General features: G+C 41.0%; 16 protein-coding genes. 3 read left to right on the forward strand and 13 right to left on the reverse strand.

What is annotated here, in order from left to right:
* The 6 genes from M9189_RS10590 to M9189_RS10615 form a co-directional block, all read right to left on the reverse strand.
* Positions 1-1,728: an ABC transporter ATP-binding protein gene (locus M9189_RS10590; protein WP_250723085.1), complete on the reverse strand. Its 1,728-nt coding sequence runs from the start codon at positions 1,726-1,728 to the stop codon at positions 1-3.
* A gap of 312 nt (positions 1,729-2,040) precedes the next feature.
* Complete coding sequence (locus M9189_RS10595) at positions 2,041-3,105, reverse strand: GNAT family N-acetyltransferase (protein ID WP_250723087.1); 1,065 nt, start codon at positions 3,103-3,105, stop codon at positions 2,041-2,043.
* Positions 3,106-3,246: 141 nt separating this feature from the next.
* On the reverse strand, positions 3,247-4,272 hold the full coding sequence (locus M9189_RS10600; protein ID WP_250723089.1) for a GNAT family N-acetyltransferase: 1,026 nt from the start codon (positions 4,270-4,272) through the stop codon (positions 3,247-3,249).
* A 1-nt stretch (position 4,273) separates the two neighbouring features.
* The gene (locus tag M9189_RS10605; protein ID WP_250723090.1) at positions 4,274-5,290 is read right to left on the reverse strand and encodes a GNAT family N-acetyltransferase; all 1,017 of its coding nucleotides are present in this window, start codon (positions 5,288-5,290) and stop codon (positions 4,274-4,276) included.
* Positions 5,291-5,298: 8 nt separating this feature from the next.
* Positions 5,299-6,360, reverse strand: a complete 1,062-nt coding sequence (locus M9189_RS10610) for a GNAT family N-acetyltransferase (RefSeq protein ID WP_250723092.1) — start codon at positions 6,358-6,360, stop codon at positions 5,299-5,301.
* 167 nt (positions 6,361-6,527) lie between these two features.
* Complete coding sequence (locus tag M9189_RS10615) at positions 6,528-7,316, reverse strand: hypothetical protein (RefSeq protein ID WP_250723093.1); 789 nt, start codon at positions 7,314-7,316, stop codon at positions 6,528-6,530.
* Positions 7,317-7,667: 351 nt separating this feature from the next.
* Here M9189_RS10615 and M9189_RS10620 point away from each other — a divergent pair, with 351 nt between their 5' ends.
* The gene (locus M9189_RS10620; RefSeq protein ID WP_250723095.1) at positions 7,668-9,890 is read left to right on the forward strand and encodes a M1 family aminopeptidase; all 2,223 of its coding nucleotides are present in this window, start codon (positions 7,668-7,670) and stop codon (positions 9,888-9,890) included.
* A gap of 16 nt (positions 9,891-9,906) precedes the next feature.
* Positions 9,907-13,224: a M1 family metallopeptidase gene (locus M9189_RS10625; RefSeq protein ID WP_250723097.1), complete on the forward strand. Its 3,318-nt coding sequence runs from the start codon at positions 9,907-9,909 to the stop codon at positions 13,222-13,224.
* Positions 13,225-13,453: 229 nt separating this feature from the next.
* Here M9189_RS10625 and M9189_RS10630 read toward each other — a convergent pair whose 3' ends face one another.
* The 7 genes from M9189_RS10630 to M9189_RS10660 all read right to left on the reverse strand — a co-directional run bounded on the left by M9189_RS10630 (position 13,454) and on the right by M9189_RS10660 (position 22,608).
* Positions 13,454-14,386, reverse strand: a complete 933-nt coding sequence (locus M9189_RS10630) for a DUF4249 family protein (protein ID WP_250723099.1) — start codon at positions 14,384-14,386, stop codon at positions 13,454-13,456.
* Positions 14,387-14,396: 10 nt separating this feature from the next.
* Positions 14,397-16,748, reverse strand: a complete 2,352-nt coding sequence (locus M9189_RS10635) for a TonB-dependent receptor (RefSeq protein WP_250723101.1) — start codon at positions 16,746-16,748, stop codon at positions 14,397-14,399.
* 57 nt (positions 16,749-16,805) lie between these two features.
* Positions 16,806-18,011: a hypothetical protein gene (locus M9189_RS10640; RefSeq protein WP_250723102.1), complete on the reverse strand. Its 1,206-nt coding sequence runs from the start codon at positions 18,009-18,011 to the stop codon at positions 16,806-16,808.
* An 83-nt stretch (positions 18,012-18,094) separates the two neighbouring features.
* Positions 18,095-18,649 carry a peptide deformylase gene (def, locus tag M9189_RS10645; protein ID WP_250723104.1) on the reverse strand — a complete coding sequence of 185 codons (555 nt, stop codon included), beginning with the start codon at positions 18,647-18,649 and terminating at the stop codon, positions 18,095-18,097.
* 30 nt (positions 18,650-18,679) lie between these two features.
* Positions 18,680-19,102 carry a Holliday junction resolvase RuvX gene (gene ruvX, locus M9189_RS10650; protein WP_250723106.1) on the reverse strand — a complete coding sequence of 141 codons (423 nt, stop codon included), beginning with the start codon at positions 19,100-19,102 and terminating at the stop codon, positions 18,680-18,682.
* 146 nt (positions 19,103-19,248) lie between these two features.
* Positions 19,249-20,301, reverse strand: a complete 1,053-nt coding sequence (locus tag M9189_RS10655; RefSeq protein WP_250723108.1) for a glycoside hydrolase family 130 protein — start codon at positions 20,299-20,301, stop codon at positions 19,249-19,251.
* Positions 20,302-20,535: 234 nt separating this feature from the next.
* The gene (locus M9189_RS10660) at positions 20,536-22,608 is read right to left on the reverse strand and encodes a M3 family metallopeptidase (protein WP_250723109.1); all 2,073 of its coding nucleotides are present in this window, start codon (positions 22,606-22,608) and stop codon (positions 20,536-20,538) included.
* A 285-nt stretch (positions 22,609-22,893) separates the two neighbouring features.
* On the opposite strand from M9189_RS10660, the gene M9189_RS10665 reads away from it, so the two are divergent.
* The gene (locus M9189_RS10665; protein WP_250723111.1) at positions 22,894-24,174 is read left to right on the forward strand and encodes a DUF2851 family protein; all 1,281 of its coding nucleotides are present in this window, start codon (positions 22,894-22,896) and stop codon (positions 24,172-24,174) included.
* Positions 24,175-24,246: the final 72 nt, after the last annotated feature.

Here is a 24,246-nt window from a genome sequence, read left to right on the forward strand (position 1 = left end):
CTAAAACTCTTGCAGTTCGACCATCTTACGGAAACGTGGGGATTTTGCTACAAGCTCCTCAAAGGTTCCTGAAGCCCCAATAACGCCGTTCTCCAGCAGATAAATCACGTCAGCGTTGCGCACCGTCGATAGACGGTGGGCAATAATCACTATCGTATACTTTCCCTTGAGGGCATTTATATTGGACTGAATTATCCGTTCATTTTCTGAGTCAAGTGCAGAAGTAGCCTCATCCATAAGGAGTAGAGAACAGTCACGATATAGCTCCCTTGCAATTGAAATCCGCTGTTTTTGTCCTCCTGAGATTAACACACCATTATCTCCCAACATGGAGTCCTCTTTGGCAGGCATCTGCTGAATAGTACTTGTAAGAGCGGTTTTTTCAATAACATCCCAAAAACGCTCAAGTGATTCGGGCGTTTTCACAGCACCGAAAGTGACGTTATTGAAAACTGTATCGTTGAATACCACAGCTTCCTGGGTTATGTAACCAATCATTTGTCTGAAAGCATGTACTCTTTGCTCAGTAAGCTCCACTCCGTCAACCAGTATCTTTCCGCTAACAGGCATAAGCAAACCGGATAACATATTGACAAGTGTTGTTTTTCCAGAACCACTTTCACCAACAAAGGCGACTGTCTTATTCTTCTCTATCTCTAAAGAAATATCATTTAGCACTTTTCTTGAAGGATCACTTTCGTAGGAGAAGACTACATTCTTAAGTTCAATACTCTTGCCAAAAGGTGGCAGGGGGTCACGAACCCTGCTTTCTGACTTCAGTTCAAATTCTTCATATAGCTCGTTGACCGTTTTGATACCACCTGAGTTAGTCAGGAAGCTTTGCCAGGAATTTTGCAGGGACAGCAAACTTGTAAGTGACCTGTAAAAGAAGACCAGAATAAGGGCAATACTGAACATGGACACATCGAATACCACCACCTGTACAAATATTACGATTGACAACATAGCGATAGTGACTGGTTCACGTAATGCACCTGAGATAGCATTCAGTTTACCCATCTTCATTGTAAGGTTTTCAACATCGTGAACGAGTCCTACGAGTCTAACTCTATATCGAGATATAAGATCGGTAGCCTTAAGGTATTTGAAATTCCAAACAGATTCCAGAACCTTCCCTTGTAAGCCGTTTCCAATATATGACTGCATCAATGAAGAAGTTTCTACCTTCTTGTTGATGTACTTATAGACAAATCCACTCAGTCCACCTGCAATGGTAATAAGCAACGCAAATCTGAAATCTGCCAGGAAGGCTAAGAATAGATAGCCTACTAGTGTAATAGCAGCTTGCAAAGTACTGAGGTATGAAAGCAGGGCACTACCTGCCTTTCCAATTTCTCCGGTAATAACATTCTGTACCCTTCCAAGATCCATACCTACAAATGCAGGATAGGACAGATTGCACAGACCATTTACCAACTGCATTCGTATCTGCTTCATAAAGCGCACTCTCGTTCTTACAGATACAAAGGAGTTGATAAAAAACACACAACCTTTGAAAGAGAAAAGCAGTATCATGAAAATCAGGATACTGCCTACAGTAATATTTAGACCAAGAAAATTAAACGCATCAACAACGAAATGCAGATTACCAAGATCCACATTAGATGGGGCACCTGCCTCTGCAACCTGGAAAAGTGGGATAAAGAGAGAAAGCCCTAAACCATCAATCAGGGCGACACTTGCACTTAGAAAAAGCAGCAAGGGCATCCGCCAAGCCAATCTTTGGTAATAAAATTGAAAATACTTTACCGGACTTGAATTATTTAATATATTGAACATTAGCGTATTAAACTTAATAAGATTGTAGGTTCCGGTACGGCTTCGCCACCCTCAGTCCCATATAGCTGAGCACCCACTTATTATTTAGACTTTATAAAGTTAGCATTCATCAGGCTACCTTTGATGTTTTTATGATAAACCACGACAATTATATGTCAAAGATTTCAAATTGCTCGACGAATGGTAGTCTGACAGTGCGAATCTGCGCAAAATAGCGGTCTTCAAAAGTTGGAGGCATCATCAAAGATCAGCCTCAAAACCAGTTAGGGTCTTATAGACAACAGCAATTACCTTTTTAAGTTTTTTATTCCTTGCCACGACTTTTCCTGCATCCATAAGAGGGTTGAGCATAACTCTAGGAAAGGTAAGGAAGCGGGTATAACCACCGTGAACCGTATATCGCATACAGCCTAAAGACTCCTTATATGCAACAAGACCATCCTCTCTGAACTTGCTACCTGCAATATTGTAATATTTATAACCTTCATTATGTAGTTTGGTGATTAATTCATGTTGAAGGAAATGTGCAAGGCTGTGTTTGTAAGAAAATTCATCACCAGCTATCATCAGTCCGAACATTCTCTTATCCTTCTCAATTGCAAGACGCACGCAGTGAATCTCCCCATCAACTTCAACATGGAATAATTTAATATATCCACTATAAAAAAGCTTATCTACGCCTTCCTTAGTCATTCCAATATATGGGTACATTCTGTAATGCCCTTTATGCTTATCATTTCGGCAGGCATGGGTTGCCTGCAACAATTCATGGAGCTTTTGCAGAATACGTTCTGATGTTTCTTCAACGAATACAGGATTAACCCGCAATGCTTTACGCACATTGTACCTCAGTGACTTACTGAAGGTTATAACCTCCTCGGCCGGATCGAAAAACCTAATAAACTCTCTGTTAGTACGGCTTATATAACCCTTTGCCTTACAATACAACTGATGTTGCTGATCAAGATATCCTACTACAATCTTTGATAGCCTGTTCTTTTTTGCCCAGGAGAGAAGAACCGAAAGGCATTCGTTATAGACATACTCATCCTCGTCTAGCATTGCCGGTGCCGCATCACAGTAAAGCCACTTGCCAAGCATCTTAGTGCCATTCATTCTAAAGGCGGCCAGTTTGGCTACTACCTTCCCATCCATTTCAAAATGCAGATAATAAAGCTCCCTATCATCACGAAAGGACTCTGCATAATCGGAAACTAAAAACAAACTATAGTGATACTTTTCAAAATCTCTGTCATACTCTTCTCTGCTTACTCTTTTGATTGAAACTTTTCCATTGCCTTGCATAACTGTTTATTTTTCTCAGAATTGAATTTTTGTGTCGAAATTTAGCATACTGTAAACTTGCATTCATAAAATTGTGATAAACAGACCATAATAGTTGTTTACTGCCAACTTCCGAATGATAAAGAAATAAGTAGTAATTTATCAACAAGAATCAGTTACAAATGCAGGATTTCTCCTCAGCTTCCTGCTAAGCATTGGATTTAATAGCGAATATGGGAATCTCAGGAACCAGGAATAATAACAGTAACCAGGTTGCCTTACGGCACCTTGCTGTTCTTTAAACAGGCTAACACCAGCACCACCAAGTTCTGCTTTAGGGACTATTCCCAGATTGTAATAATCCAATCCTTTACTGACGGCATATTCTGAGATATGCAATGCTATCATTGCTGGGATTCCTGTATTGTATGCTCTATCATCCGACCCCATCAACAGAAAATAAATACGACGACTGTCCTCCAGAGCATATAGTACGGTATTGATTTCACCATCAAGTTCGGAATAAAACATCTTAGCGTAGCCTTTATCCAGAAGTGTCCTAAGAGAGGTCTCATTCATATTGTAGATGTACATGGGATCATAATCTTTTCCATATTTTCCAAATCTCTCCTTACGCGTTTCCTCAAGCAGGACAAAGAGACGTCTCAGTATTTCAGGCGAACTTGATTCTTTGACAACAACACCAGCCTTCTGAGCTTTCTTCGCATTTCTCTTGAGGTTGGAACTAATTTTAACCGGCTCACCTGACTTGAAGTCGATATAATATTCATCCTTACTTTCTGCATAAAAACCCTTAAACATAAAAGGTTCAGAGATAATATGATCGTAGCAATACAGCATTATTCTGGAGAGACCAATATGTATCGCATACCTACGCAATGCTTCCATACATCCACTCATCTCTGCCTTATCACTACTTCTGAACAGTAGACCTGAAAATCCATAAAGTGTCTTTCCCTTAACAATACCTTCATTAATAATCAGACCTGAAAATTTGGCCTCGACCCTGCCCCCATCACTTATTATATTGAGATATATAGCAGGACTGGCTTCTGTACTCATTGCCTCGACCCAAAATGGATTATGAAACAGCCCATATCCAAAGGAATCCATATCTTTGGTCCATACCTCTTTATCGACAGCAACTACAGAAAAGTCAACATTCATATTACTTTTTTTTTCTTAGAACCCTTACCATATTCAGTAGCGGATTCAACAGTCTAAACGGGTATTGCAGAAAGTTACTGGTTACCCCATAGACATCAATCCTGTCAGCACCCTTTGACAGCTTACTTCTCTCAAGTCCTCCAGAACCGGCATCCCAGGTAGCACCTCCAAGGTTGTAATACTTAAACCCAGAATTACGGTACTTCTCAATCAGTTTACAGTCCGCAAAAGCCGGCATTCCTAGTTCGTATGCCACCTCATCCGAACCAACTAACAGGTTGAACACCTTGCCATCCCGTTCAATATTGAACAGCACACAATGCATACTATCGTCACCTGTTGTTGTGCAGAAATAAAGACGTCCCAACTTGTTTTCCAACAAGTTCAGGACGGTCTGCTTCCCAAGCCTGGGTAAATAATAAGGGTTGTATTCTGTTCCATATTTGGATTTGCGTTTCTCAAGAGTGCTGTTAAGCAGTTCATGAAGGCGGTCCGCCAGCAGGCGGTCCGCACTCTCCTCTAATATGGCTCCGTTCTTCTCAGCTTTCTTTACGTTACGTTTCAGATTCTGGCTGAATTTTATATCACCATGTTCAGGACGCAGGTTTACCACATACTCGCAGCGACTATTTGAATACAATCCTTTTACATTAGCCTCAAGGCTAAATTGCTGATCGTACGATGCTACAATAAGCCTCATACAGCCCTTACTTCGGACAAAGTCCAACAAAGCCCAGAGGCTTTTATTGAGCAGCTCCCCATCTTCATTTTGTAGAGCAGGATATGCATAAAATAACATGTCTCTACCCAAAAGAGGCTTTGGTTTTGTAATCAGCCCTGAAATTTTAGCAATGATCTCGTCCCCCTCTTTCAAATCTATGAAAATGGGCCTATCACCTTCTTCGGCGACTGCCTGCACCCATTCAGGTGAAATAAAAAGACTATAGTGGAAGCGGTCAAGCCCAGTCTTCCACTCAGCAGACTCAACCTCAAAGACTGTAATACTTTTGGAACTCAACTTATAAGCTATTTTGTAAATGAAAAGAATTTTATAAAACTTCTAATCCTTTTCAGAAACTTATTATTAGGAAGTTTCTTGCTGAGTTTTATAAATGGATTTAGCAGATTATGCGGATATGAAAGGAAATATGAATAATAGCCATACCTGACTGTTTCCCTGCCGCTTTGAGATTCCTTGTACTTCTTCAGTCCCTTACCCCCCTCCTCGTCAAGGGGTACTGATCCGATATTATAGTACTTGGCTTTCTCCTCCATCGCCTTATCTGAGATATTCATATCAATAAAGGATGGAATCCCTTTGCTATAGGCTTCATTGTCCGAGCCCATCAACAAACCAAATATCTTACCATCATACTCAAGGTTAAATTGTACACTATGAATCACACCATCAATCTCAGCATAATGCATAACCCCGATACCGGCATCAAGCAATTTAGTCAGTGCATCCTTGTCAAGGTTAAGGAGGTACATCGGATCATAGTCCTTACCGTATTTATCCTTACGTGTAAGCCGTGTATTGTCAAGCAATGCAAATAGCTTGTCAAGTATTTCTGGTGATTTTGACGTATGATACACAGCACCTGCCTTCCTGGCCTTCTTGGCATTTTGCTTGAAACCATAAGAAAACTTCACCCTGTCCTGATGCTCATCATAATAAACCACATATTCAGGAACACGAGTATGAAAGAAGCCCTTAACCTCTACAAGATCATGCACTTTACGTTCATAAGGACGAAAATGCAAACGGGCATAACCCTTGCTTTTTGCATAATCCCGCACCTGCAGCAAGGTACTTTTAAATACTTCAGGAGACCATTCTTTATAGTCAGGACCACCATTAAAATATAGATGTGTTCCTGTTCGCTTGCCCTGGTTAATAGCTAAACCACAAAGCTTACCTACCACCTCCTCATTTCTAAGTATGTGGAAATAGATATCTTTAGTATACTCGTTTGTAAGTGAGCTAATCCACTGCCAGGTATTAAACAACCCGACATTAAAATCATCCATATTTTCTTTGTAGGCCTCAATTGTGACCTCCTGAATCTTTATGCCAAGAGCTTCCATTGTTTAGTTTTGAATTGTGTTTAAACTCGATGCAAGTTAAAAGGATGTGCCATGCAATTCCATTTTTTTACACTATCGGCACTTTTTTCTTTACAAGCAGCCCTAATTACCGGGTATAATATCTGAAAAGAGTATTCTGAAAACTGTTGTCTCCCTTACCGAAGAATTTATGCACCTTCGGAACTGGCTAGAGCACCTGTTTCGACAAGACCTTGTAAATTCAGCCAGTTGAAGGACGCATCAATATTTGCTCCCAGAAATTGCTTGTGAACCATCAGGTGTTTGAATCCTAACTTAATAGCAATATCCATTGTACCATTATCAATACGTGAATGGGAAACAATGGATGTATAACCTTTGCGCTTAGGGCCAAATATGATATCAAGCAATAGCCTTAAAGTAAGCCAGCCTTGTCTCTCTTCAGGGACAACCGAAATGTTCTCAATATAGAATGTAGTAAAACGCAAATACTCAGGGTGTAAACCAATTTCAAGTCCATAGTCAAATGGGTCAAAGAACTCCAGATCCATCCCTAACGAATAGGCAATCGGCTTTCCATCCCGAAAGTACAAATAGCACACTGGTTCTCTAAAGCCCTTTACCCTAAACCTATACAGCAAGCGTCCCTCACTTCCTCTAAAATCCTCAGGAAATGATTTGACTTCCACTTCCATCAAATCTTTAATATACCTATCTACATTCTCAGAGGTAACAATAACTATATCATATATCCCGGATGCTTTATCCTGGCTGATCTTATAACGCTTGCACAACGAATTGAAGTTCTCTTGATCAGGTTGAACAGACTTAAAATCCATGCGATACTTCTTCCTACCAATTGTCAGGACTTTAAATAAGGGAATCCGTATACCACGTCTGGCAGCTCCCAACTCAATTTGCCTCCATACTCGCCTGCACAAACGAACAAGCTTCTTTACAATTGTAATTATTTTCATAGGAAAGAACTATAAACAGGACTTATTTACCTCAGTTAACATAAATAGGAGCAAGAAGTATTTGACAATTTATGCAAAACTCCATCAAGCACACGAATCTTTACACAAAGTGCTCTAAAAAATTGACAAAACCATGAGCAAAAAGCAATTGAAGGATTCTGAATACATCTATGCCTAACACACCTTTCAAACAAATATCAAAACACCCCAAACATCATATTATGTTAAACTTCCATTCGTCAATTTATTCTTAGTATGTATGGAGTATTGCCGCCATTACATAAAAAAGACAGCGTACTCCTAATTATTATATACTATATTGCATTTATGTAAATTATCTAAACCATAACCATGACACTATCAGTTATTTACCATAGGTTAGCATTAGTAACAGTAATTTGCTTTACGCTCTTCCTGTTTAAAGGAGCTGATGTATATTCTGAGTCGTTAATGGAATCCGAATTCTCTACAGCAGCTTCGTCAGACGATATTATCCAGCCTGATACTATAATTGATGTGACTTACTACCATATTGATATAGATATTGACATAGAAGACGAAAGTATCAGCTCGACAGTAAGAATAGATTTCAAAAGAACAGAGGTTGGTATTAATGAGGTTCGCTTCAACCTCCGAAGGGAATTTAATATAACTGCTGTTGGGTTACACGCTACGGACTTCATTCGCGACCAGGATTTTGTGATACTAACGATAGATGAATCAGTTCCCGACGATGATATTGTCAGTGTAAGCATTAGCTATGAAGGTCAACCCCCTCTTGCAACAGGGAGTGCGATTGCCAAAGGATTTAGGTTTGATACAAATCTGGATGGAGCTCCTGCAATTGCAACGTACTGCACTCCTTATTTAGCTCACTATTGGTTTCCCTGTAAGGATGGTCCGACAGATAAAGCTGACAGTATCAAAGTTGATATTACAATTCCCCAGGAGACATACAACGGTGAAACACTTAAGGGAGTATCAAATGGAGTGCTGGTCAACCATGTCGTTGCAGATGGTATGGAAACATTTTATTGGAAGCACAATTATCCAATAACACCCTATTATATACTGGTAGCAGTATCAAATTACACTATTATTGAAGACATTTATACAGATCCAGATGAGTCATTTGAACTTACATACTATGTATTTCCCAATAATGCAGAAGCAACAGATGTAGCTTATTTACCAAATGTAATCAAGGCATATAAGAATTTCTTTGGTTCCTATCCATTCAAAGACGAGGGATTCGGATTTACCCAGGTAGCACAAAACTGGTCAATCGAGACCCAAAGCAATCCCATTGTCGGAGGAATGTCTTTAGGCTGGCAAAAAACTTTGTTTCACGAATTATCCCACAGCTGGTTTGGCAATTCTGTAACAAATCAGTCATGGAACGATGTGTGGCTTAATGAGGGTTTTGCAACGTATGCAACCGCACTATATTATGAATATGCAGTGAACAGAAGCCGCTATCTGCAAGAATTACAAGCTCTCGATGCAAGATTCAATGCCACAAGAAACTTAATTCTTGAAGATGACACAGACTACGGCAACATTTTCCACAGCATTTATTTTCACAAAGGCGCATGGGTTCTACATATGCTCAGAGGACAACTAGGAGATGCAGTTATGCGGGATCTACTAAAAAGCTATGCAATGAATTTTCAGTATGGCCATGTAACGACTGATGATTTTATTCAGCATTGTGAGACAGTGAGTGGAATGGAGTTAGGGTGGTTCTTTGATCAGTGGGTATATGACATCGGGTATCCGGAGTACCAGTATGACTTTTATTCAGATCTCACCAACTCGAAGGGCGGAATTATTCTCTCACAAGTTCAGTCAGATACAAACCCTGGTTGGAGAGAAGTATTTGAAATGGACATTGAACTAAAGATATACTTTGAGGATGGGACTTCTACAATCCAAAAAGTTCGCAACAATCTTAAAAATCAAACCTTTGAGTTTGATTTTGACAAGAAGATTGTAAAGGTGGAAGTTGACCCGAATATGTGGATACTGAGGGGAGATGCAATCAGCCACAAAAAGGAGCTTATCAGCTTTGAAATTCCGGAACAGGTTAACAGTGTTATAGATCGTGATGCTAAAACAATCACAGTGACTATGCCCAATGGTACTGATCTAAGTGCATTAGTTCCGGAAATAAGCATAATTGACGACAATGCGTCTATTAGTCCGGCATCAGGTGTGGAAACAGACTTTTCCGGCGGAGCAGTGGAATACGTGTTAAGCTCGGAAAGTGGACTTACAGAGACCTGGATGGTAACAGTTATTCTTGACACATCTACCGGGATACCTCAGGTTGGAACCGACAATAGCATAGTATATCCCAACCCAAATAAAGGTCAGTTTAGGCTTGTTTCAGAGGCCCCTATTGACAAGGTGGAAGTCTTCACTATTAACGGAAGTTTGGTTAAAACATTACTATATAACGGCAATAATGAAGTATCAATAGACCTTAGCTCAGGTGGCAAGGGGGTATATTTTGTAAAAGTATATACAGCAGCAGGAAACAATGCAACTCATAAGGTTGTTGTTACAGATTAAAACAGCTATAGTATCAATGTATTCAGGAGCAAGATATATTGCAGGGAGTAATATACTGAGATTACTGATTGTTGGCCTATTCTTGTTCTCAGCAGGATTTGCCAGGGCTCAGGAAGTAATCAGGCACAGCCATGACGAACACGAGACTCTGCCCTTTGCCACCCTAAAAGCGGCCACCGACTACCTGCAACCCGACGACAGGATAGATATATTGTTCTATCATATTAGCATTGAACCAATCATTGCTGGTGAGAATGCGAATAGCATTATAGGCAGCGTCCGCATCCGTTTTAGACCAGTGCAGAATAACGTAGACACAGTCAGGTTTAACCTCAGGGATAATTTTACGATTAGTTCATTAAAGCATTTCGAATCAGAAATTAATATAGCATATAGCCATAGTAATCACATAATCACTCTATACTTTCAGAATTCACTTAATCTGGGAGACACCACTGAAATTGTCATAAATTATTCAGGCACTCCCGAGACTCCATCAAATGCCCCTAATAAAGGATTTCGCTTTGAAACCCATGGATCTGATATTCCTGTAATTTATACAGCAAATACACCCTACCTTGCTCATTACTGGTATCCTTGCAAAGACGGGCCAAGCGATAAGGCTGACAGTGTCAGGGTGGATATTATAGTACCTAAAAATCAGTATGACAATTATCCTCTTATAGGTGTATCTAATGGTCTAAAAATAGGAGAGGAAGATTTAGGCGTAGATAAGAAAAAATATATCTGGTTGCACAGGTATCCAATTGTTCCATACTATGTTTTGATTGCGATATCTAACTATGAAGAATATATAGTAAACTATGCAAATAACGGGCACGATTTCCCTCTAATCTATTACATGTACCCGGAGGAAAGTGATACCTCAAAAGATGGTGTATCAATAATGCCTAAGGCAATGGATGCATTTATCCATTATTTTGGAGACTATCCATTCAAGTGCGAAAAATATGGAATGACAAGAGTCCCTAATGTAGCAATAGAGAAGCAGACAAATGCAATAATGCGTAGTCTGGCGTCTACTGCACAACCAACAATGGTTCATGAGCTTGCCCATATGTGGTTTGGCAACTCAATTACCAACAAAAGCTGGCAACATATTTGGCTAAATGAGGGCTTTGTAACTTATGCTGAGGCTCTTTGCGCCCGTTATTTGGGTAATGAAACCCACGATGACGAGGTTGCATATGCTAATGCTTTGAATATGTATATAAACTCTATGTTTAATGATACCCAAACCTTATTCAAATCAAATGACGAGGATTATGGAAACCTTTTTGTTAGTTTTTACTATGCCAAAGGAGCTGCAGTACTTCATATGTTACGGGGCTATATAAACAATGACAATGTTTTCTTTCCAATGCTAAAAGCCTATGCACAGGCACCCCAGTTTAAATATGGATACGCAACAACAGAAGATTTCCGGGATTTTGTAGAGATTTATACAGGTCTTGAACTGGACAAATTCTTCCAACAATGGATATATGAGCCTGGTTATATAAAATATGAATACAACTATGAGGTTTTCACACAAGACAACCTTATTGGGATACGAGTTGATCAAGTTCAGGGAGGCGGAATGCCTCAAGTGTTCGAGATGTACCTGGAAATCATGCTTCAATACGAGGATAACACCAGTGAAATAAAAAGGGTTTTCAATAACAAGAGGTCCCAGACCTTTTATTTCGCTATAAATAAGGAGGTTTCAGGCATATTATTGGATCCAAACATTTGGATTTTAAGAGATAATTACAGTAGGAAAGACGGATTGACAGTTCCTAACCCTTCTGTAAGTAGCTGGATAGGTAACGCCTCAAGTGACTGGAACGAATCTAACAACTGGGACAATGGTGTTCCTGTAATGGATGCAGTTGTCAATCAGGCAACTCATCACCCTGTTATTAAGGAGGGAGACGTAGTTTCTGTCAGGAAACTAATACTTGAACCAGGTGCCATTATAGAGCAAACAGGTGGATCTCTTACAATTAGTGATAGTCTGGTGATAAAATCAGGACCCAGCTTAAATTCCACCTTCCTTAAAACCGCAGGTGCACTTAATATTCCTATAAATCAGGTTAAGGTAACACAACATATTTCCTCTCCTGACAAAAGTTATATGGTTAGTGTCCCCGTTTCAGGTGCCACTCGTGGTAGTAGCGGAATTACAAATAATGTATTCCGCTATAGTAATCCGACAAACTTGTATGTGGCTCTACAAAATACAGACGAATTTATCCCGGGAATCGGATACTTCCTTAGATCTGATAACAATGTAGTCTTCAGTGGAAACCTCAACCTGGATACCTATACTATTGAACTTGTACGAAGTAGCAAAGGTAAAGGTTGGAATCTTGTTGGTAATCCCTATACCCATGCTATAAACTGGAATGTTATTGATAAGCATAATATCGACAATAGTTTCTGGGTTTACCTTAACGACCAGTCGAAATATGGTGTTTACAATGGTTCCAACGGACTAGCCGTTACGCTTACAGGATCAAATGCACATATAATTCCTGCACATCATGCCTTCTGGGTTAGGGTAACACAAGGACAAACTGGAGGAACAATCACATTTAAACCTGATAACAGAGAAATTAGCAACAACAGCTATCTTAAATCTGAGGCAGGTCCTCTCTTCCCATATCTCAAACTGGCTGCCGACTATAACGGTAACAGGGATGAAATGGCTGTTGCATTGGTACCTGAAGATATTTACGATAGCAATATCCATACAAGCAGCGAAAAGTTCTTTAGCAATAATGCGGCGTACAGTGAGATTTATTCTATAAGGGATAATATTAGTTGGGCAATTAAAAGCTTGCCTCAGACTCAGACTATAGAGTTGCCTATAGGTTTGTCACTTGCTGCTCCTGGAACAGTAGAAATCAGCATGCATGAAGCTGAACTTCCAGAAAACACAACGGTAGTCCTGATTGACAAAGAGCTATTTGAATATGCAAACCTTTCTTCAGGTGAACACTATATGGCTACATTTGAAAATGCCGGAAAGCATGAGCATCGCTTTGAATTGATTATTACAAAAAGCGAATCTACGTCAGTTGGGGAACTTCCAATCATTGACCAAGGTTCAGACAGAGTATCAGTTCACACTATAGATAATAAGATAAGCATACTTGTTAAGGACCTGAACAATCCTCACTACGAACTCTTTGATATCTCAGGAAGACTTATCAGGGAAGGCAAGCTCAACAACAATAGCCTTAACACCCTAAATCTAAACCAAAAAGGAGTATATATCCTTCACATTTCGGGAGCTGAAGGCAGCTTTTCCTTTAAAGTTGTATTATAGAGCTGACAACGATGAAACTGCAATACTTCCCTCCTCTTATTAGTGAGATTAAATTCGATTGGAATATTTCGCTAAACGGTGGTTCCCCTGGAGAAGAAAGCCCACCAAATCCACCACAATTTTCTCAATCTGCTCCGCAACAACAATCATCATACCCATTTAAATCCAGCCCATTTGAGGATGATCCTCTAAAGGACTGGAACAAGTAAACACACATTTCTACCAACTATCACTCTTGGGGTACCTCTCCACTTACAACAAAGGCATTATTCACACCAATCCCAATCCATAAACCGATTCCACCCTCAATATTGCTTTTGATACCGGAATCATTAAAGCGGAAAGGATTATCATTAGAGCCCCAGTCATCAAAGAGGGAATTAATAATCTCATGTGATATAGAATCAACAGTACCAGGTACTATCAACACCCGATCCCTGTGATCATAATGCAATGGCGGATACTCTTTATAGAAATTATCATAGTTTGAACCGGCACTAATCCTCCTCTCCTTTACTCTATATACACTAATCCATCCAAACTCATTACCAGCATCCAGCCTTATACTTCCCTCCCTTACAGGATGCAGGTTCTCATCAGCAAAGACGCTCTGGACTCGTGTGTAAACATACTGGACTGCATCAGGTCTCAAGGATATCATATATTCCGGATATCCGGTGCTGTCAGTTACATAAGTAAATCGTGTATTCCATATAATGGGCGGCTGAGGAATTGTAGTACTAGCATAAACCTTTCTACCTGCCACCTCAATTTCCAGAGAGTACTCAACCCCCACCATCCCCCTGATATTCACAGATCGATATACAAATGGTGGAAAAAAGCTGTCCCGCATAAACAATGTAAGCACCTCTTCTTCTCCCAGTGAACTCCTCAATATTACCTTAGCCTGATTCAGAAAACTCTTCCTGATGGAAACCGAATCATATTCATCCAAAAACGGAGTGCTCATCGTCAAAAAAACCTGAGCATATCGTCCATTTTCTATAAATCCATCCACTACTACCTTCCTATTATAAGGTTGCGGTTCTATCTCCACCTCCTTGACACAGGATGACAAAAGACACGCTGCTAGAAATATACCCACGAGGTATAGCATCTTCTTGTTTCCTGCACTCCAACCAGTGTATGATATACACGACATAATCCTATTATTAAAATTTGACTCTCCATCCGATTGATGGTAGTAAAGGGAAAAGTGATACCTGCTGAGCCGAAATCTTCACATCGTATGCATCCCTGCCCTGTGTTACCTTATAAAACAAAAAGTAGGGATTAGCCCTGTCGTATACGTTTATTACCGAGAAATCAAGTTCTGATGCCTTAAAAACCTTTGTCTGCAACCGGTAGGTTGCAGATATATCCAGTCTGTGGTAGGGAGGCATTCTGAAACTGTTATATCCATCATAATCATTCATAATAGTTCCCATCACCCACATTCTTCCTGCAGGCAGATTCAAGCAATTACCGGTAGCATAAATAAAGGATGCCGAGGTACTCCATCTGTCATTGATTTTGTACTCACCCACCAAAGCCAGATTATGTCTGCGGTCAAACTTGTCAGAGAACCAGTGACCATTGTTTATCTCATCATATTGCCTTTCGGAACGAAGCAAGGTATATGCCAGATCCCAGGTAAACCTCCCAATTGTCTTACGGGCCATAAACTCGGCTCCTGCCACTCTACCTCTACCTACAATAAACCGTTCCTCGAAAATCTCTCTATCATCTTCTATATCCCCCATTGTATAAAGCACCTGGTTTTCCATGTCTCTTGCAAAAACCTCTATTGACAACTCATATGCCCCTCGTTTTGCAAAGTAAGCCCCCGATACCTGATGCCCAATCTGTGGTTTTAGAAAGGGGCTTGACATAAGCCAGATATCATTTGGCAATGGAAGCGACGCTATACTTGCCAGATGTATTGTTTGTGCCTGACGGGAAAATGCAGCTTTAAAGTGACTGTTTATACCAGTCTTCCATCTAAGAGCTGCCGAAACTGATAGTAATAATCTGCGTCTGTTTTTTTTCCAGGTGTTTATATCAAAAGGGCCTTCATCGTTAAAACTGTCTGACCATCCAAGGGTATTATAATTGTGAAGCCTCACTCCGCCAGACAAATCCAGTCTGGGCCTTATTGAAATTCCCCCTTCAAGATAGTAGTCAGTCTGACGACTATTATAAGTATGATAAAAAGAAGCACGCTCGCCAGATACTAGCAGATCCATATCCTGAGGAAGTGTTTGGTATTCACTATGCCTCATACCTAACATAAGTGATGATATCTGTCCCTTGATCTCCATCTCAGCAAAGGCACTATACCTGTCAAAATGATTTCTGAGATTAATATATCCTTCTCCAAAGTACCCGTCAAACTCAGAATAAGATCCTGTATATGATAATCCCAGCTTGTAATCAAGCCATAGCATCGGTTTGTGTTCCCAGGCCAATAGTGCTGCCCTATTTCCAAAGTCGGATCCCATATCAGTATCTTTATTATCCTCATCAATGGCAAAGTGATCGCCCGATAGAAACCAGCCTGCAGACAAGCGTGCATTCTCAATAGGGCTGTAGACAAGGAGTCCATTCAAATCATAGAAGGTACTGAAAGTTGACCCAAAATAATTGTCTTCATCTGGAATGATCAGTTTGGACAGTCCCCGGTATAATTCCACAAAACTACGCCTTACCCCAAGGGTGATTCCCAGTTTTCTATCCTCTGTCCTGCTAATATGGCCCAAGCCGGAGGAAAATGTTCCAAGAGACAGATTGGTTCCGGCATGACTTCTCAAAGGATCAGCTGAGCTGACCAGTATGAGAGATGACAGCCTTTCGCTGTAGGTGATTGGAGTATGACCTTTGTATAGATCCACACCGGCAAGGGTATTAGGATTAAAGACAGAATAAAGCCCCATCATATGCAAGGGATTCATCAATTCCATTCCATCAAGCACTATCATATTCTGTCCCGGGGCACCTCCTCGAACAAAGACATCACTAATGCCTTCTCCAGTACTTTGTACACCTGCCTGCACTTGAAGACTCCTGACAACATCACTTTCACCCATAAACGAAGGAAGCCTTACAACATCCTCTGCGTCTATAGTAATTTTCCCGGGCATTACAGACTTAGATTGACCGGCATTACCCGTGATTACCACCTCCTCAACAGTCATCGACGAAGGCAATAGTCTTACAACTAAATCATCCGGAAGTTCTATGCTAAATATCAGAGATCTGTTATAATAGGCCAAATGGCTGAACTCAATAATATCTCCATATTGAAGACCGCAAAGCTCGAAATACCCTGCACTGTCAGTGAGGACCCCTGTCTCCCATCCTGTTATCAATACATACACATTATCCAGCCCAACACCCGTCTGCCCATCACACACCATGCCCCTTAGGCAATGGCCCTGTCCGAAAGACTGCATAGATGTAGTAAATAAAAAGGCAGTCAGCAGAAACACTACTTTAACCGAAAAAATAGCTGACACTGGAGACATAAAAAAGATTGGGTTTGTTTTCACAAGCCCAATCTACAAACTTTCACTATTTTATTCTCATCTTATACCTCTAAACTTGTTCTCTAGCTCTGCAAAGAACTCATTTACCTCTGTAACCAGATCGGTAAAGCCATCTTGAAAGAAGGATTCATCCATGTAGCTTCCATCTGGGAAGACCATTCGCATATTAATATCCCAGGAGCCGTCATAATAATCATCTTCATATGCATAGAACTCACCGGTAGCAATAATAGTTTTGGCCTTAGTATCGCGGATCTTGATATCTATATATTTATTGTAAGTGTCTGCGATTAACTGAGCCATTTCTTCTTCAGATGTTATATCATCCTCTGAAACACTTGCAAGTCTCTTATTGAGGCCATTCCAATCTGCCTTACCTTCAGCCCTGTATTTACCAACAGTAACTCTCAGGTTACTGTTACTCAACATTCCATCGTAGATTACATCATCAACTTCACCTGTGAGCAACTCTTCTGTATCAAAAGACCCCTTGTTTTCAAATTGGTAACTCAGCAGAGTCTCATCCTGATACTTGTACATCTGTTCTATACTATAGACAGAACTTGTAAGCGCAAATTTATATACATACTCGAAATCTTCGACCTTTAATACTTCTTCTATCTTTGAAGGAATACCCTTGGAATCGAATACTGACACGAAGTTCATGCTAATCAACTCTTTATTGTCAGCTTTTAGACTGTACCTTGCAGAAGTAGGGAAATCAGCCAATTCGTATTCCAGCCCAGGATGTACTCCACTGAAAGTACTAACATTATCCAATGTAGTTACTACAGCCTTGCCTTCCTTTGAAGTAAATTTAAAGGTAAGCTCATTACTTGCTTCCTCCTTATCCCAGGATTCAGTTTCAGAATTATAAGTATAGATTCCGACATATGCTTCAAATCCTTCCTTAAATGAGAATTTCTCATCAGAGGTTGATTTCAGACCTGGCAAAACCCGGGCAATCTCCAGTTTATCAATAATTGATCTGTTGAAATCAGCTGCATATATACCAGGTTCAAGATCAGCGTTATCAAGTAATTGAGCCAACTCGATCAGCAAATCAATTGACTCAAGGTCAGCTGCTCGTTTTAACTTGCCAAAAACATCAAGGGCATTGTCTTCCATAGACTCCCTATGCTCCTCAGGACTAGAGGAGCTAAACTTTTCTTTATCATCGTCTTTACAAGCACCTACAAATAAAGCAAAAGCACCAAGTAATAAAAAAGCTCTAATCTTCATATGTCTTTGGATTAAGTTATACATAAAAGCTTATTTATATACGAACGAATGCCACAAAAAGTTATTGTATATCAGAAATTTATTTACTTAGCAATCTTTATTCTGTAATCAACATTAACCTTACCCACTGAGATTGCATTGAGTTTACTCTTAAGTAATCTCTTGCGAAGGGGACTCAGGTAATCGATAAACAGCTTGCCCTCGATGTGATCGTATTCGTGCTGAACTATCCTTGCTGCATAGTTATAGAGTTCTTCTTCCTTCCACTCGAAGTTCTCATCCTGATATCTGACAAGAATCCTGTCAGGACGACTTACATCTTCCCTGATACCAGGTATGCTAAGGCATCCCTCCCCATCAGTACACTTGGTTTCACTCTTCTCAATAATTGTAGGGTTAACAAACACCCTCTTGAATCCTTCCAGTTCGGGATAATCCTCAACCATTGGGGTTCCATCAACAACAAAGAGTCTGATTGCAAGTCCTACCTGAGGAGCCGCCAAACCCACACCTTCTGAATGATACATGGTCTCCCACATATCTTCTATTAACTGCTTGAAATTCTCATAGTCAGGTCCTATCTCCTCAGTAACTTTCCTCAGCACAGGGTGACCGTAAAGGTAAATTGGTAAAATCATTTTTATACTCTGGTTTATAGCTAAAACAAATTAAAAACTACTTCGCCCTGCCTCAAGGTAAGACTGAAGTATAATCACTGCACTAACCTTGTCAATTAGTGCCTTATCTCTCCTGGCCTGCTTCTTGAGACCACCGTCTATCATGGCTCTGAATGCAAGCTGGCTGGTGAAGCGTTCATCAACCCATTCAACAGGTATTTGCGGGAATTTGTTTCTCAAACTGTTATAGAAAGGTCTGATATATGCCATGGATTCCGAATCCTCGCCACTGGCTTGTCGGGCGTATCCTATCACAAACAGGTCAACATTCTCTTTCTCAATATAGGTCCTGACGTAAGGGAGCACCTCATGAATCAGAAGGGTATCAAGTCCGTTGGCAATAATACGATTGGGATCGGTAACTGCTATACCTACCCTCTTTCTTCCAACATCAAAGGCCATTATTCTTCCCAAAGCAAAGTCTGTTACAGTTGATTACAGCATCAACAAGCCGCAAAATTAATCATTTCTTTACTAATAGCTTCATTAATACATTTGTTTCTGCTATACCAGAGTCCCTGTGTGCTATAGGTAACACATCAGCTAAGTTCAAGATATTATCATTGCCTGTTCAATATCGCCATAATCTCACTGATTGAGAAGCTGGCACCGCAGATAACCTCATCACTTGCTCCGTAATACATTATAAGTCTGTCCCCATCCACAATATGTCCATTGGTGAAGACCACATTTCCGAAGAAGCCCTGTTTCTCGTAACAGGCTATTGGTTCCATAATAGGCTCAACAACTCTGGCAAGTACTAAAGAGGGATCCTCAAGATCCAGTAACATTGCCCCCAGGCAGTAACGATTGCTCTCATCCGCCCCATGGTAAATTACCAGCCAGCCCTCAGGGGTCTTTATTGGTGATGCACCCGCCCCGATACGCACAGAGTCCCAGTTTCCTGGACGGTTAACAGCTATACATTTGTGATTGCCCCAGTGAAGTCTGTCAGGCGACTCGGCCAACCAAATATAATTACCTCCAAGTTCTGGACTGCTAGGCCGATGCAAGGCATAATACCTCCCACCTATCCTCTCTTCAAACAAGGCGCAGTCCTTATTGTGGGGTGGAAAGATCATTCCCTTGGTTTCAAATCTCCTAAAGTCACAGGTGACTCTAAGTCCTACTCCTACCGCAAACGGCGAAACCATGGTATAGGTAAGATAATACCCGTCATCAAAACAGGCCACCCTGCAATCCTCAATTCCAAATGCCTCAAGCTCTCCCTGACCGACTACTGGAGGATAAAGCGGATCCTCATTAAAGTGCATTCCATCTTCGCTGCTAACAAGGCGAAGATATGACAGAGTAGTCAGGTACTGCCTGCCTCGGTACTTAATAACCCGAGGGTCCGAAGTATCAAGATCAGGGTCGCTACTGTCAAACTCAAGTACCTTTACCTGACCATCCGGATCATAAACAGGTATCCTCACCTTATCAGGATGTAGGAGTGGACGCTCTGCAACCCTAAGCAAAAGCCAAATCCTACCATTCATCCTGAATACTCCCGGATTTAACAGGCATGCTATCTCCATCCCCTCATACCATGGCCTCAGATCAGAAGGTCTCAACAGGGGATTTGTGTCAAAACGCGTTGCTATATCCATCATTTATGTTTTTTAGAAAGAGTCTCAGGTGAATATTCAATAATGAAAGTTACCACTCATTACGACATCATTCAAGAACTAACAACACTAAAGGAAAAAACACTACATATAGCAGCCCACCGGACTGCTATATGTAATAGGGGCTGCCCGTTTTATCAGACAGCCCCTATTCCCAATTTGTCTAAGCCAGTCAGCTCCGTCAAACCATTACTGGTTCTTATTAAGCCTTAGCTCATATTACTTTATAAGACCACGTTGTCTCAGCAGGGGCTCAATACCCGGCTCCTTGCCACGAAATGCCTTATACATTTCCATAGCATCACGTGTTCCTCCTCTTTCAAGAACTTCGGTACGGAACTTCCTTGCAGTTTCCTGATCAAAGAGGTCACCTGTTTCAACGAAGGCTTCAAATGCGTCTGCATCAAGTACTCCGGCCCAGATATAGCTGTAATAACCAGCTGAGTAGCCGCCTGAGAATATGTGTTGGAAATGAGTACTGCCATGACGGAAATAGATTTCATCCATCATATTGAACTTATCCTTAACCTTTTGCTCAAAGTCCTTAACTTCAAAAGGAGTGTATTCAGTTAGAATATGATACTCCATATCGAGCAGGGCTGAAGCCATAAACTCAACAGTCTCAAAGCCCTGGTTGAATGAACCTGCAGCCTTAAGCTTTTCAATCAGTTCGTCAGGTATTACTTCACCTGTCTGATAATGCTTAGCATACATCTTAAGTACTTCAGGATGTCTTGCCCAGTTTTCCATCACCTGTGAAGGCAGTTCTACGAAGTCGTGGTCAACTGAAGTTCCTGATTGACTTGGTAACTTAACCTTTGATAGCAGACCGTGAAGAGAGTGACCAAATTCGTGGAAGAAAGTAGTTACTTCATCGAAAGTCAGTAGTGATGGAGTGTCCCCAACAGGCTTTGTGAAGTTGCATACAAGCGAGATAACCGGAGTTACAAAATTGCCTTCAAGATCAACATGCTGATCCCTGAAGCTGGTCATCCATGCACCACTTCTCTTGCTTTCCCTTGGATACATATCCATATAAAGCAGACCGATAAAGGTGCCGTCAGCTTCCTGAACTTCCCATACAGTAGCATCCTGATGATATACAGGAACGTCAAAGCGTTGTTCGAACTTCAGGCCATAGAGTTTGTTGGCCACCATGAAGATTCCATCACGAACATGGTTGATTTCGAAATACTGACGCAGTTCGTTCTCGTCAAGGGCAAACTTTTCTTTGCGAACTTTCTCAGCATAATATCTCCAGTCCCAGAATGCAAGTTTGAAATCCTTACCTTCAGCATTGATCATCGCCTGAAGCTGTGCAGCTTCATTCTTTGCAACAGGAAGAGCTGCATCCCAAAGCTGCTTTGTAAAGCTTTCAACCCTCTCAACAGAACCTGCCATGCGGTCTTCAATTGCATACTCAGCATAACTTGAATAACCAAGAAGTTTGGTTCTTTCAATTCGCAATTCGATAATACGGTTGATTATCTTGCCGTTGTTATACTCATTGTCGTTATTGCCCCTGTTAATATAGGCACGCCCCATAAGTTCACGCAGGTCACGATTTTCTGCATATGTCAGGAATGGCATCACGCTGTAGTTTTGCAGTGTGAAAATCCACTTGCCTTCTTGTCCTTCCTTATTTGCCAATGCTGCAGCTTCATCAATTACTGCCTGTGGCAGACCAGCCAGGTCAGCTTCGTTTTCAATAACGAGCTTGAACTGATTAACATCAGCCAATACATTCTGACCAAACTGCAGAGTCAATACAGACAGCTCTGAGTTGATCTCTCGGAAACGCTCTTGTTTGTCGGCAGGAAGGGCAGCACCATTACGAACAAAGCTCTTGTAAGTGTCTTCAAGCAGTTTAGCTTCTGCCTCAGTCAGATCCAAAGAATCTTTTTGTTCGTAAACAGCCTTAACACGCTCGAACAACTGAGCATTCAGTACGATATTATCAGAGTGAGCAGAAAGCTTTGGAGCTACTTCCATAGCTATTGCCTGAAGCTCATCGGAAGTATTACACTCATTAAGATTGAAGAACACAGAAGCAACCTTCTTCAGCAATTCGCCGCTGAAATCCATTGCAACAATAGTATTTTCAAAAGATGGAGCCTCAGTATTGTTGATGATAGCTTCAATCTTCTCATTTTGCTGCTTCATACCTTCTTCGAAAGCAGGCATGTAGTGCTCATTCTTAATCAGATTAAACGGAGGTACACCCTGAGGAGTCTCCCAGGTTGTCAGGAAGGGATTAGTTTCCTCCTTTCCAGTACATGCGTAAAACGCCATGATACAAATAGTTAGAATAAATAATACGCTCTTTTTCATTATGTTAACCGGTTAATATTTGAATTATTTCTAAACAAACATTTCAATGCTTAATTACCTCCAAAAGTAACAATTGCTAATCACTGCAACAAACATATCTAACAGCTTCTTATAATTTTTGTACTATTTAATACCAGAAGTCAATTTTCACAATTATGAAATTCATTGCAAACAATGCATCTATTTCATAACTTGCAGCTTAAGCCCTCAGGGGCTTAAGCCATCAAAACCCAAACCCCGGCCAATATGCATGAGGAACTATTGCATTATCTATGGAAACACCGGCTTTACAATGCCGGTAATTACTTCACGGAGAATGGCGAACGGCTAGAAATTATCCATCCGGGCTTTCCCAATACGGATGCCGGCCCTGACTTTTTCAATGCCAAGGTTAGAATTGGTGACACTCTTTGGGCTGGAAACGTCGAGATGCACCTTAGGGCATCCGATTGGATACGTCACAAGCATCACAGGGATAAGGCCTACGACAATGTGATACTCCACGTTGTAGGACAATACGACTCTGCGGTTAACACCAGCAACGGCAGTGAGATTCCTGCCTGGGTTATGCCCATACCTGACCATCTTTATCGCAAATACATGGATCTCAGCAAAAGCAGTAAACCCATAGCATGCGGAGATAAGCTGCAGGGCCTTGACCTCCTCACGCTCAACTCCTGGATAGAACGCATGGCAATCGAGAAGCTCGAGAAAAAAGTAGAGCAGATCAGACTACTTTACGAATCATACGATGGTGACTGGGACGAGGTCTTTTACATTCTGCTGACAAGAAACTTTGGCTTTGGGATTAACGCCCAACCATTTGAGCGTTTGGCAAGAAACACACCCTGGAGGATAGTGCTCAAGAATCGCGATGATATCAGATGCCTGGAGGCATTGTTCCTTGGTCAGGCTGGGATGCTGGACGAAGCCCCTGACCAGGACGACTATGTACGCCATCTGAAGTACGAATACAAAATACTCAGGGCTAAGTATGGCCTTAGTTCGGTCCCCGCGCATCAATGGAAATTCCTTAGACTTAGACCTTCCAATTTTCCAAGTGTCAGATTGGCTCAACTGGCGACGCTCTTTAATGGCAAACAAATCTCTCTCGGCAGATTACTGAGTGCAATATCAATTACAGAGGCTCTCGACCTGCTGGATATATGCGCTTCCGATTACTGGACCAACCACCACCGTCCCGGACTTTCATCGCGTCCCAGGCAAAAACAACTTGGCAAACAGTCAGCAGAATTAATCTGTATCAATACCATTATCCCTTTAACCTTTGCCTATGGCAGCCTTAGGGATGATGAGAAACTAAAAGCCAAGGCCCTTTGCTGGCTTGATAGTTTCAAACCAGAACGAAATTCAATTATCGACAGGTGGAAAGCTTTAAAAATAGAACCAATCAGTGCCCTGCAAAGTCAGGCGCTATTATACCTGTATCAAAACTACTGCACCCCCAAAAGATGTCTCCACTGCCGGATCGGACATTCAATAATTGCCAGTCATGAGACCTCATAAATCATTTTTTTATAACTTTGGTAGTTCTAAACAAAAAGTTAAGAGTACTACGAAACTAAACATGTGGTACTT

Source organism: Xiashengella succiniciproducens (genome assembly GCF_023674465.1).
In the GTDB taxonomy this organism is placed as follows: domain Bacteria; phylum Bacteroidota; class Bacteroidia; order Bacteroidales; family Marinilabiliaceae; genus Geofilum; species Geofilum succiniciproducens.